Origin of the sequence: Niastella koreensis GR20-10, from assembly GCF_000246855.1 — a bacterium.
In the GTDB taxonomy this organism is placed as follows: Bacteria; Bacteroidota; Bacteroidia; order Chitinophagales; family Chitinophagaceae; genus Niastella; species Niastella koreensis.
Window position 1 is genome coordinate 3,141,075 of the sequence record NC_016609.1, and the last position, 13,016, is coordinate 3,154,090.

Here is a 13,016-nt window from a genome sequence, read left to right on the forward strand (position 1 = left end):
TACAAATGTATAGTAAAGGTACATAGCTTTGTTGTACAAAACAAAACACGGTTTAATACTCAGGCAATAACTAAAATTGATTAAGATGAAAAAGATACTGAACATAGTGTCGAGCGCTAAAGGAAACAACTCCTTCAGCATTAAATTATCTAACGCTATTATTGACAAATTGTTAGCGGCTTACCCCGGCAGCCAGGTAAAAACTCACGACCTGACCGCCAATCCGCTGCCGCATTTACACGAGAACCAGTTGAATGCGTTTTTTACTCCGGAGGAAAAACGTACCGACAGTCATAAACAACTGGTTGATTACTCTGACCAGGCTATCCAGGACCTGAAAGATGCCGATATTGTGGTGATTGGTGTGCCTTTTTACAATTTCAATATTCCTTCTGCCTTAAAAGCATGGGTAGATCATATTGTACGGGGTGGCATTACCTTTAAATATGAAAATGGAGCGCCACAAGGGCTGGTTACCAATAAAAAAGTATACCTGGCCATGGCAAGCGGCGGAGTTTATTCGGATGGCCCCATGAAACAGTATGATTTTGCAGAACCATTTCTGCGATTCATCCTGTCGTTTATCGGGTTGAATGATATCACCACTTTCCGGGTTGAAGGAACGGCGTACCCTGATCTGGCAGATGCGGCGTTTCCCAAAGCTGTGGAAGCGGTGAATGAGTATGCCTTCTAATAGTAATGGTAAATTCAGGCATAATTAAAAGCGATGATAAATCATTAAAAACGCCGAACGCTTAACCCAAAACGCGGAACGAAAAATACAATTGGGACCATCTTCGAGTTGGAACGAAGGCGGTCTCTTTTTGTTTCGAATAAGCACTAATTCTTTCGTTTTGCTGTTTTTTGCGGCTTATAGAATGCAAAAAATAACCATGCAAACGTTTGCGCAACCTTTTGAAAGTGATGCAGCTTAAAAAAACTTAAACATTTGGTAAAACAACTTCTTTTATGGGCTTATATTTGGTTGGTAAGTTTGCGCCATATGAATTTTCAACCAATTGTTCCCGACGACGGAGAATTGTTACTGCAATTGAGAAAAGGGGACCGAATTGCTTTTGATGAACTCTTTAATCGCTTTGCCGAACCCATCCACACGTATGTAAAAATGCGTTTGAATGGTTCGGAAGAGGCCGATGACGTGCTGCAGGAAGTATTTATACGACTGTGGAATAAACGTCAGAGTATTGTTATTCATACCTCTTTCCGTAATTACTTATATACTATTGTTCAACATTGTATCTGCGACCATCAGCGGGCATCTAAACGAAAAAGGTATACTTTAACGGCTGAAATGCCCGATCATACCGAAGAACGCCCCCAGCCTGACGAGCAATACCAATACAAACAGGTTTATCACATCTGGAAGAACGCCACCAACAAATTACCCGGACAAATGCGCCGGATCTATTCCATGAAGAATGAAGAGCAACTTTCGGTAAAGGAGATCGCTTCAGAACTGCAGCTGAGCGAGCAAACCGTAAAAAACCAATTGCATACGGCCGGGCAACGGATTGTAAAAATGTTGCGCCAGGTGCAGGCGTTTTTTTGACGCGGAACGCTTAAGGCAGAAGGCAGAAGGCTTAAGGCTTAAGGCTTAAGGCTTAAGGCTTAAGGCTTAAGGCTTAAGGCTTAAGGCAGAAGATTTCCGGCGACGCAAGGTAATTATTAATTTAAAAGTTCGCGAGCCCTATTTGCCGTTTGCCGTTTCACGTTTGCCGGTCCCATTATGACCAAATTGTTAACTCCCGTTTTTTTCTAAATTCCCTCTAGTACCAATTCATTTCTTTAACCGTCTATTAACAAAAGCTATTTTTTGCATGCCCCGTAACTCAAGGCGACATAAGAAGAATCTCAGTAATCAGGATGCGCAATGGCAGCAGGCATGGCATTCACCCGATCAAATGGGCATGCAGAAAAAGCAAATATTGCTGAACAGCATCAATGACCGGATCGACAACCGCCGTCGTCAGAAAAAGCAATTGTTCTTTATAGGAATGAGCGCCGTAGCTGCCATTGTGGTAGCCATCTTTTTCAAGATGCCTGGCAGCACCGCTGGTGTAACCACCAACGCCTGGCAGGAACTGACCAGCGCAGGCAGTTCAAAAAAGATCCTGTTGGAAGATGGATCTGTAGTTTGGCTGGCGCCCAATTCATCAGTAAAGGTGTATACAAACTTTTTAAAGAAGCGTACCACCGTTCTGGCTAAAGGATCTGCATTTTTCAGTGTGGCTAAGAACGCCGAACGTCCCTTTACCATTGGGGTTAACCGGCAACTGGTTACTGTTGTAGGAACTGCTTTTACCATTCATAAACTGGATTCGGTTGATCTGCAGCTGACCGTTAAAGAAGGTAAAGTAGCCCTGAATAACCCCAGCGGTATTCAACTGGTAACAGCCGGCCAGCAGGTAATTACTTCACAGGCAAATACCAGCCTGGTACAGGTAATTGACCCCGCTGCGGCAGACTGGTGGTTACATGCACAGATGCGGTTACAGAATATTACATTGGGAGAATTGCTGAACAGAATAGAAACATATTACCAGGTTAAGCTAACGCACGGCACTATAAACAGGAATGAAAAAGTGACGCTTACCTGGGACCTGACGATTTCCTTGCAGGAAAATTTAATGGTGCTGAACACATTGACCGGCTACAAGATCCACTAACCTCCTTATCAATCAACAGTTCATTTTTCTGCTGAAAAGCGGACAGGCATTGTATTGTTTATAATGTATATGAAATATATGAAATACTCTAAACTATGTAAGGTATTTACTGCACTTGCACTGCTGCTGATGACAGGTATGATGCAGCTGCATGCGCAGAAAGCGCAATTGCATTACCGGCATGCCCCCGGTAACCTTGCTGCAATTGCAGAGGATTTTGGCCGGGTATTTAATGTGAAACTGGCTTATGCAAATGATGAACTGTCGGCTGTAAAGGTGCCCGGTGCTTCTTATGAAGCAGGCAGTGTGGGTGAATTATTGAACATGGTATTGGCGCCCGGTGGTTTTGCAGCTACTGCTGCCGGTAACAGCTGGGTGATTAAAAAGAGTGAGGCGCCTAAAAAAGCACCCACTATGGTATTGAAAGGTATTGTTACAGAAGGCGGAATTCCTTTACCCGGCGCTACTGTAGTTATTAAACAGGAAGGACAAAGGCAGGTGATTGCCATTGCCGATGACGGCGGCCGTTTCAGCAAAACCCTTCCTGCTATTGCAGAAGGATTTGTTGAGATCTCCGCGGTTGGTTATCAACCGGTGAAAAAGAAATTCCCTGCTGAAGCGCAACCCTCATTAAGCATTGTATTGCAGAAAGACGATCAGCAAATGCAGAATGTGGTAGTGACCGCATTAGGTATTAAAAAATCTGAACGGTCGCTGGGTTATGCGCTTACCAAAGTGGATAGCACGCAGCTGACCCAGGCTGCCAGTTTAAACTGGACGGATGCGCTCTCCGGTAAAGTAGCCGGTTTAAACCTGATCCGTTCCGGTTCAGGCCCTGCCGCTTCCGCAAAAATTATTCTCCGCGGCGAAAACAACCTCACCGGTGATAACGAAGCGCTCATTGTAGTGGATGGTGTGGTGATCAACAATAGTAGTGGTAAACGTTCTGCCAACAAAAGCGACCAGGTGTATGCTACGGGTTCCGATAACCTGCCGGCTGACTACGGCAGTTCGTTGAACGATCTTAATCCGCAGGATATTGAAAGCGTATCTGTATTGAAGGGACCTGCTGCTTCGGCCCTGTATGGTTTGCGGGCGGCAAACGGCGCCATCATTATCACCACCAAAGCTGCAGCCCAGAAAAAGAAAGGCCATTTTACCATTCGCTATACCGCCAATGGAAGCATGGAGGAAGTGAACCGGTATCCCGATATGCAATATGAATATGGACAGGGTTTGGGCGGGGCTCAATATTATTCTTACGGCACCACCGAAGATGGCGCCAGCACCAGCGGTACCAGCTCTGCTTATGGACCTAAGTTCGATGGTCAAATGTTTTACCAGTACGATCCCGTGCGGCAGGCTGTTGGTACAGAGCGCACTCCCTGGAGGCCTTACGATAATATCAACGATTTTTGGAACAAGGGCTATGACATGAGGCACAGCCTTAGCATAGACGGCAAAATTGGTGAAACCGGCGTCCGCCTCAGTGGAGGTACGGAAAATAACAACTGGATTGTTCCCAACACCGGGTTCACGCGTAGAAACCTTTCCTTATCTACCACTTCAGACATTACTAAAAAATTAAAACTTTCTACCAAAATAAACTATGGCTGGCGCGGTAGTGATAACCTGCCCGCTGCAGGCTATGGAAACCAGTCCCTTATGTACTGGTATATTTTCTGGCAGCCCAGTGCGGATTATAACTGGCTGCGCAATTACTGGCGCGGTGGTGGAGATGGCAGCATTTACAAGGATACCAGCTTATACCGGACCATCCAGTTCCCGTTCTCTTCTTTCCCTGAAAACCCATTTGCCATCGTAAATGAGTTTCTGAACAAAACAAGAAGAAATAACGTAACCGGCAACGTAACCCTGAACTACCAGCTTACCAAAGACCTGAGCTTTTTGCTGCGTGGCAACCTTGACTGGATGAACGATAAACGGGAGCAGGACCGGCCTTATGATGCGGGTTCCCGACTGCCCAGAGGTTCCATCAGACAACAGAACATCCATAGCTGGGAAAAAAGTTTCGACTTCATGGCAAAGTATACTAAAGAACTAAGCCATGATATGAGACTGGGTGTAACCGTTGGAGGCAGCCAGTTGAGAAATGAGTATAATAAATCGGATATCAGGGCCGACGGATTAATATGGCCCGACTCATTGAAGGGCGCCAGTCCCTATCCCCAGATCTATAACCTGAACAACGCTTTGTTTGGGTTGACTTATTTCCCTGATACAAGCCGTTACCAGATTAACAGTTTATACGGAGTTGTAAATCTCAGTTATAAAAATTACCTGTTTGCAGAATTAACGGCCCGGCAGGACTGGAACAGTGTACTGGCCAGCCCGGTAAGAACGAACGGTGTAGGATTTTTCTATCCTTCTTTGAACACCAGTTTCATTTTGTCGGAAGTTGCCAAACTGCCACATGAGATCAGCTATGCCAAGTTAAGGGCCTCGGTTGCCGGGGTTGGTAGTGGTGGTACCACGCCATACAGAACTGCCTTTACTTATGGTACAGCAGTAAACGGGGGGATTTATCCGGACAGTTCTCAGTCAGCTCCAAGCATTCTGCCCAACCCTAATTTGAAACCGCTTATTACTACCACCTATGAGTTCGGTACAGAAATGCAGTTCCTCAATGGCAGAATAGGATTGGATGTGGCTGTGTACTTTGGAAATACCAGGCACCAGATCCTTACCAGAGCAATAGATGCTTCTTCCGGTTACAATTCTTCAATTATCAATGCAGGAAGGGTTAGGAACAACGGGATTGAAATACAGGTGAATGCCAAACCCATTACAACCAAAAGCGGTTTTAGCTGGAGCCTTTTCGGAACTTTTTCCCGCAACCAGAACAGGATCATGTCTATGCCGGATAGCATGGTGTTACTACGAGCCGGTAATATAGCCAGCGGACAAATTGTGGCAACCGTAGGTGGCAAAATGGGCGATCTGTATGGGTTGGGTTATCAGCGCAGTCCTGATGGACAGGTGGTTTATGACCCTGCGACCGGGTTCCCCAAAATTACAAGTAATATCATTTACCTGGGAAATACCACGCCTAAATACAAATTCAGCCTTGGTAACAATTTCCGTTATAAGAACTTTAGTTTAAATGTGTTGTTCGACGCACAGATTGGCGCTGTGGCTTACTCGCTAACCCATTACAAAATGGTAGAACAGGGTAAATTGAAAAGTACCCTACCGGGCAGGTATAATGGCATTATTGGCAATGGCGTGGTACAAAACCCGGATGGGTCTTACCGCAAAAATGATGTGGTGGCTACCGATGTTGACCAGTATTATCAATATAGTATGGGCAGTTACAATGCAGAGGGAAGCACTTTCAGTACTGACTTTGTAAAATTCCGCGAAGCTAATTTGAGCTACACATTTAAACCAACGTTGCTGAAAAAGATTGGTTTATCATCAGCAAGCATAGGTATTTACGGTCGCGACCTGTTCATCTGGAGTCCCTGGCCAATCTTCGATCCTGAATTTGGCACCCTGCAGGGATCGGATATTGTAACTGGTTTTGAAACCGGACAGTTTCCTTCTACCCGTAGTATGGGCTTTCAATTATCAATCGGATTATAATTATTGTAAAAATCTTATCAATAATAAACGAATAAAGGGATGAGAAAGAACTTAATAATTGTATGTATGGTGTTGATGGCTGTGCCAACACTGTATTCATGCAAAAAGGGATTTGATAAGTTGAATACAGATCCTATCAGTTTTTTGAGCACTACGCCTGCCAAACTGCTGGCGCCCGCGCTGGTAAACTCACTAACGGCAGGTATGGTGCGTAACAGGAGCTTTAACAATGAACTGATGCAGGTAACCGTATCGCAAAGCGATGGAGACAACACGGTGTTCAGATACGCTTTCAAAAACAGCCAGTCGGATTATTTATGGAACAGCTGGTATTTGCAGCTGACTGACTTTAAACTGATAGATAGCCTGGCACGTGGATACGGAAAAGATAATGTTATCAACGCCTCTTACCAGGGTATTGGAAAAATATGCAAAGCATGGCTGTTCTCGAATCTTACAGATATCTATGGCGATATCCCCTACTCCCAGGCGCTGCAGGGCGATGCAAACCTGGCCCACCCTAATGTAACACCAGCCTTTGACCGGCAAAAAGACATTTATCTTGACCTGTTTGATCAGTTGGAGCAGGCCAACATCCTGCTTTCCAAAGGCGATACCATAGGAAAAACCAGCGATCCCGTTTACTTTGGAGATCCAGCCAAATGGAGAAAATTTGCCAATTCATTATACCTGCGCCTGCTGTTACGCATCTCGGGTAAAGCAGATGTACAACAGCAATGTATTGCCAAAATAAAACAGATAGCAGAGAACCCCGCTCAATATCCCATTTTTCAAAGCAATGCAGACTGCGCCAGGTTACTTTGGAATGGTGGTACCAGCACTACTGATCCTTATACCAACCCTTATGTAACAGCGGTTCGTGTTCAGGATTTTCGTGCTCCGGCTGTTTGCAGTTTCTTTTTAGATTACCTGACTACCTGGGCCGACCCACGTGTGGTTTCCAACACGCCCTATGGTTCAGGCGGCATAGGACGGTTGGGTATTTCACAGGCCAGTGGCGGAGGATTTTTTGGGGTAAAAAGCGGTTATTCGCCCGGGACAGGCGATCTGAAAGGTTGTTATTTTCAAAGCTATGATAATACCAGTACCGGTGGGGTTTGGTCGCTGCAGCAAAATCCGTGGACAGGTATTCTGATGCAATATTCCGAAGTACAGTTTATCCTGGCGGAAGCGGTAGTAAAAGGTTGGATCAGCGGCAATGCACAAACGTATTGGAACCAGGGCATAGCATCTGCCATCAATTATTGGGTACCTGCTTTTCCTGAAAGTACTACTTCTACTCAATTTACCACGCATATCGCGAACCTGGCTGCCGGCAGTGAGATCTGGAATGATGCGCTTTCCCTGGATGAAAAAATGGAAATGATCCACTTACAAAAATACTATGCGTTGTTTTTGACCGATCTGCAACAGTGGTTTGAATACAGACGCACAGGACACCCTGTACTGCCCAAAGGACAAGGTTTAGCAAACGGCGGTGTAATGCCTGCACGACTGGTTTACCCGGTGTATTTACAGGCTGCCAACCCAACAAACTATAAAAATGCGGTAGCTGCGCAGGGCCCTGATGAAATAAGTACCCAGGTTTGGTGGCAACGCCCTTAAGCAGATCAACACTAAAAAAATCATGAAGATGAAATACTTTGTAAATCTTTTTTTAATAATAACCCTGGCTGTAATTGTAAACAGTTGCACCAAAAAGACCTACGAAAATTATCCGGGTGGTACGCCTAACGACGTAATTTCAATCCTGGATGTTCGTCCGATCTATAAAGACCAGGATGTGGTTCTTTCCAAAGACATCTTATATGGCGCTACCAAACTGGCTGGTATAGTTATATCGGACCATACCGAAAAAAATCTTCCTGCGGGCCTGCTGGTGATACAGGATAACCGACGCCTGGCAACACTGCGTGGTATATCCGTAGAAATTGGCGACGCTGCTGCCAAATACCATCCGGGCGACTCGGTAGTGATAGATGTTACCGGTGGTACATTAACCCGTAAAAATGGCATCCTGGTTATTACAGGGGTAACAGATGCTAACGTTACCGCTGCGGGTAAAGGAGCGGTTGCTATAAACGCTGTAACCGTAGCGCAACTACAGGCGAACCCTGCTTTATATGAAAGCTCTCTTTGCCTTGTTAACAAAGCCAGTTTCAATCCCGCTCCGAAGTCAGGAGAAGTATTAAGTGGCGTTAAAATGATCAATGATGGTTTTGGCGATCTGGCTCTTTATACTGATCCCGGTACAAGTTATGCCCAACATACGCCTTATGGACTGGCTGCTTATGTAGGCATTCCTTTTGGTACTGCCGAAGGTACTTTGCAGTACAGAACAAGAAACGGAGATGACATAATAAATATGGGATCTTCTGCGCAGGATTTGCTTATAACCGGTTTTATGGGTGATCCTAAAGGTGGAGACGGCGGCTATGAATATGTGCAAATGCTGGCCACCAGGGATATTGACTTTACCGTTACTCCATACAGCATTGTATTTTCTTCCAATGCAGGTACCAACAACACGGCTACTCCGCTGGCTGCCGGCTGGGCAACAGGCGGGCAGCGTACCATCAAGTGGGATATTACATCGGGCGGTGTACAAAAAGGACAATTCTTTTATTTTGGTTTCCAGGGTAAAAAAATCAATGGATCTGCCGGCACCTATGCTTTTCCCGCTACTACCAACTGGTATCAAAAAACATATAACAATGCTACCGGTGCCACCAATACCGGCGATGGCGGGCTTGCCAAGGCAAGTGCTTTCACTAACTCCGGTCCCTTTGCCAACAGTGGAAACACCTGTGGTGTAGCCATCTTTCAGGGAACTACTGTTACAGAAACCTCCGTGCCGGAAGATGTATTGTTTGTGGCCTCGGGTGGCGGTACCGATATTTATAATCCTGCAAAATCGCCCATTTTAGGCTACAGGATCACTAATAACGACTGGTACTCTATGTATTCGGTAAGTATAGATCCTGTTTCTTATAAACCTGTAGTAGTTCCTTACCTGTATTATCGTTCAGCTGGTAATACTACCAATATGCCGTATGCGGTAAATGCCGCCCACCCTACCGCCTCTACCGATGCGGGCTTGTTTAACATGATGGGCGGCGTATATAATATAACCCTCGGCCGTTGGACAACTGCCCGTAAACAGAAGGTAGTAGAACTGTTTCAGCCTACTGCTACTATCGATGATATTGAAAAAGATTCCAGTGTAACCAAACTGGTGGAGTAATGTATTTTAAGGCGATTCCCGCCGGGTGGCCCGCCAATTGGCAGGTCACCCTTTTTCATTTAGTCACCTGTAGGTACGATATCACTTGTTTCTACCATTAGCATCACTGTTTTTTGCAGGGCCCTTGTTCGGTGAAGAATACCTTTGGTAATGGTAAATCCTTCCCGGGGATTCAGCGCAATGGTTTTGTCTTCAAGATCAATTAACAATTGACCATCCAGCACAAAAAAGAATTCATCATCGTTATCGTGTTTGTGCCAGTGGTACTCCCCTTCTACAATGGCAACCCTTACCACACTGCTGTTTACCTGCGTTAAGGTTTGGTTGAACCATTTATGTGTATTGGCCTTAACAATAGCGGGCACGTCAATCAACTCCAGGTGATTGTATTTAACATCGAGCCTGGTATCGTAGGGATAGCTGTTTTCCATATGTTTACATTTCTATAAATGTAACTTTGTTTTGCCATTGTTCCAGGCATCTTCATAGTAAAAAACGTTTTCAATTTGAACCCTGGTGGCATTATGGAGCTTTATTACCTCGTTATTATCTGCAGGGCGAACCATTTGAACATCTGATATTTGAGCCCCGATCACGTCATCGAGGTAAATGGGATAACGGCTGTCGCGTTTTTCGTAATTAAAAGAACATCCCTTTACGGTGAGGTCCATTACATGGCGGGCCCACAAACCATAGGAAGGCTCTGTTTTCAGATTAGAGGCATTGTATTGCCCTACGCCTAATTCAGGCGGAGTAGCCGACGTGTCTGACAATGGATTTCCACCCTTTACCAGCACCTGTACATCGTTGAATGTAATATTTTTTACATACCCGGTGTGCTTCCCATTAGGTAAGGTAAAGTTAAGTGCACCGGTAACCTGGTCGTTGGCGGGCAAGCTGTAACCTGCCACTATAGGTGTTGCCCGGCGTTGCTTACCATCGTAGCCGGCCCATCTTTTTCCATTGAAGGAACTGCCTGCGTACACTTCGTATATATCTATTCCGTTCAGGATGATGTTTTCCACCTGGCCGATGTTTACGTTTTTCACCAGCAGTTCATTGTGCTGTTCGCCATTATCAGTAAACCGGTATTTACCCACCTCCGCGCCTATTACGCGGCCGCGGTTACTGATAGAAATAAAGAATGGTGCAAAGGTCCGGTACATAACCGACCGGTGATGCAAGGGGCCGGTATGCCCGCAATTAAGATGAATGTTGTTTATATGACCGCCATCGTTGGTAGATATGGAAAACCCTGCTTTGTTTGAACCGAGCACATAGATGTTATCTACACAAATATCGGTAATGTCATCAGCTGTTTCTGAACCTATCTGGAACAAATTGCAATTGGTATCGCCAATTACATTGCGCACCTTATAATCGTGCGCCGGGCGGGTAAAACCCAGGGAACAATCAGAGCCGGGTTTTACAATATCGTCGGAACTTATTTTTGAATAAATATTGGTGACCGTTACATGGCTGCAGGCCATAAAATCATAGATGTCGCGCACGCTGGATGTACTGCGCCAGGAAAAATAAGTATTGTGAACGTTTATGGAATCGGTACCGGTGGCCAGTAAGGCAAAATGTCCTGTGCGATCTATGTGCAGCATGTTGCCGGTTTCAAAATCAGCTGAAGCGTCTTTACTGATGTAATAAGGTTCGTCTTTGGTGCTATCGTACCACAGATCAGCATCACGGTAAATACCACCTATTTCCAAATTGGTACATAATTTAAAGGAGAACATTTTATCGCTCCGGTTATCGGGGTTGTTGTTCATTACCTTGTCGCCGGTTACCAGGTTGCCGTTGCCGGTAATGTAGCCATTGCCAATGATCTTTACATTGTTGAGCCGTTCACCAACAAACATAGCGTTGTTGAAATACTGGTGGCCCACATCCTGCTTGGTTAAATAATTCTCCGGATCTTCATAAGGGCCAGCATCGGTAGGTGATAACCCGGAACGGTATTTTTTATCACTGAACCAGGTGGTTTCGGGTGCATCGCCGCCTTTTAATGCTTTAATGGTGGCGTCTTTTTCAATGTACAAATACACATTGCTTTTTAAGTGCACGGTTCTAACTGAATATATCCCCCTGGTAAAAAGCAGGGTGCCGCCTCCTATGCGGTTCAGGAAATTGATGGCTTTATTAATGGCCTGGGTACAATCCTGGCTGCTGTCGCCGGTAGCGCCCATTGTCTTTACATCCAGCTTGCCTGCGTACAATTGTGCGGTATTTGAATACCCCTTGTGCAAGCCATCTTTAACCAGTAACCGGAATGTATATAATTGGTCTCTTTGCAATCCGCCAATGAGCGCAGTTGACTTTTTTACATCGATGGTGGCATTAGCGGGTGTAAAGGTTTTACCGGAGTCAAGGGATTGTTGTAACTGAATTGTGTTGGCGGGTATGGTGCTCCAGGAAAATTGAGCGGTGGTGTAGGTGGAGGCTGTTTCCCGGTATTGCAATGCGGGGGAAATGGTTCTGGCAAAATCAGCTACCCTTGTGCTTATGGTAAGCGTTGCACTTTCTCCGCCCGTACCGGCACTGGTTAATACTTCAGGTTTTGATGTAGTACAGGTTGCTTTGAATGCATAGTCACCCGTTTTTGTAAAGCGTACATTCCGGATTACGATTGTCAGGTCAGCGCCATTGGCCGGCCGAAGATCGAGGTGACTGAATTGCAAAACAGCACCTCCACTGGTCAATGGAGTAATGGACACCGCTCCTACTTTGTTATAAGAATACTTAGTCCCTGTTCGGCCAATAGATTGTTGCGAAAGATTTTGCAATATAACATCGCCCCGGCCAATCACATTTACCGTTGTGTTTTGCAAAGTGGCATGAATGCCTGCGGGCAGATAAATTTTCACTGTTGCATCGGGACTTCTTTGACCAGCCGTGTAATAAAGCACCAGGTCTTTTGAGGTGTTTACCGTCATCTGCGCCTGTTGTAAAACAAGCCGGCCACTCAACGCCAGCGGTTGCAGGACCAGCAGGTATTTTTTCATGGCTATACCATCCTGCGCTGTCACCACCAATTGATCGCCTTCGGTAACATCGCCATTGGTTTTTGTATTTCCCTGTTTGTCTGTAACACGGTATTGTTGTACGGAACCATCTTTTGAGGTGAGTTGTTCCAGTAATTGCTGGACGGTTGGCCGGGTTGATACCAGGCCCTGGTCTTCGGGTGTATCTACCGTAAAGCGAAACGTGCTTCCGGTTACTACTACAATCGTATTGTTTTTTATTTCGCTTATTTGCGTGGCCTGGGGTGTTGGTTGAATGTCGGTTGATCCATTGGCCCTGACTACAGGTATAATGAAGATACACGCGGCAATAAACAGCAATGCATTTTTTATGGGCATAGGTCGTAAATATAAAGCATTATTAAAACAGGCAGTAAAACCTATTGGCAATTGATGCATACATATTAGCATATGACAATCATACAC

8 protein-coding genes are annotated in these 13,016 nt (G+C 45.4%); 6 read left to right on the forward strand and 2 right to left on the reverse strand.

Translation table 11 applies throughout. The features are described 5' to 3' along the window. Positions 1-85: 85 nt before the first annotated feature. From NIAKO_RS12480 to NIAKO_RS12505, 6 genes are all read left to right on the forward strand, one after another. Positions 86-694, forward strand: coding sequence for an FMN-dependent NADH-azoreductase (locus NIAKO_RS12480; RefSeq protein WP_014218785.1), 609 nt, complete (start codon positions 86-88; stop codon positions 692-694). A 309-nt stretch (positions 695-1,003) separates the two neighbouring features. Next, a complete protein-coding gene (locus tag NIAKO_RS12485; protein WP_133055351.1) occupies positions 1,004-1,570 on the forward strand; it encodes an RNA polymerase sigma factor in 567 nt (188 codons plus the stop codon). A 268-nt stretch (positions 1,571-1,838) separates the two neighbouring features. Continuing rightward, complete coding sequence (locus NIAKO_RS12490) at positions 1,839-2,687, forward strand: FecR family protein (protein WP_014218787.1); 849 nt, start codon at positions 1,839-1,841, stop codon at positions 2,685-2,687. A 78-nt stretch (positions 2,688-2,765) separates the two neighbouring features. Then, positions 2,766-6,293, forward strand: a complete 3,528-nt coding sequence (locus NIAKO_RS12495) for a SusC/RagA family TonB-linked outer membrane protein (RefSeq protein ID WP_242675513.1) — start codon at positions 2,766-2,768, stop codon at positions 6,291-6,293. A 39-nt stretch (positions 6,294-6,332) separates the two neighbouring features. Further along, positions 6,333-7,919 carry a SusD/RagB family nutrient-binding outer membrane lipoprotein gene (locus NIAKO_RS12500; RefSeq protein WP_014218789.1) on the forward strand — a complete coding sequence of 529 codons (1,587 nt, stop codon included), beginning with the start codon at positions 6,333-6,335 and terminating at the stop codon, positions 7,917-7,919. 28 nt (positions 7,920-7,947) lie between these two features. Beyond that, entirely contained in the window at positions 7,948-9,558 is a 1,611-nt protein-coding gene (locus NIAKO_RS12505) for a DUF5689 domain-containing protein (RefSeq protein WP_107685696.1), read from the forward strand. Positions 9,559-9,617: 59 nt separating this feature from the next. On the opposite strand, the gene NIAKO_RS12510 is transcribed toward NIAKO_RS12505, so the two are convergent. Both NIAKO_RS12510 and NIAKO_RS12515 read right to left on the reverse strand, forming a co-directional pair. Beyond that, complete coding sequence (locus NIAKO_RS12510; protein ID WP_014218791.1) at positions 9,618-9,989, reverse strand: cupin domain-containing protein; 372 nt, start codon at positions 9,987-9,989, stop codon at positions 9,618-9,620. 12 nt (positions 9,990-10,001) lie between these two features. Then, positions 10,002-12,929, reverse strand: a complete 2,928-nt coding sequence (locus NIAKO_RS12515; protein ID WP_107685697.1) for an endopygalactorunase — start codon at positions 12,927-12,929, stop codon at positions 10,002-10,004. Positions 12,930-13,016 lie beyond the last annotated feature (87 nt).

Coding starts and splice junctions, on each gene's coding strand:
- NIAKO_RS12480 (WP_014218785.1), top strand. CDS start 86: ATGAAAAAGATACTGAACATAGTGTCGAGCGCTAAAGGAAACAACTCC.
- NIAKO_RS12485 (WP_133055351.1), top strand. CDS start 1,004: ATGAATTTTCAACCAATTGTTCCCGACGACGGAGAATTGTTACTGCAA.
- NIAKO_RS12490 (WP_014218787.1), top strand. CDS start 1,839: ATGCCCCGTAACTCAAGGCGACATAAGAAGAATCTCAGTAATCAGGAT.
- NIAKO_RS12495 (WP_242675513.1), top strand. CDS start 2,766: ATGAAATACTCTAAACTATGTAAGGTATTTACTGCACTTGCACTGCTG.
- NIAKO_RS12500 (WP_014218789.1), top strand. CDS start 6,333: ATGAGAAAGAACTTAATAATTGTATGTATGGTGTTGATGGCTGTGCCA.
- NIAKO_RS12505 (WP_107685696.1), top strand. CDS start 7,948: ATGAAATACTTTGTAAATCTTTTTTTAATAATAACCCTGGCTGTAATT.
- NIAKO_RS12510 (WP_014218791.1), bottom strand. CDS start 9,989: ATGGAAAACAGCTATCCCTACGATACCAGGCTCGATGTTAAATACAAT.
- NIAKO_RS12515 (WP_107685697.1), bottom strand. CDS start 12,929: ATGCCCATAAAAAATGCATTGCTGTTTATTGCCGCGTGTATCTTCATT.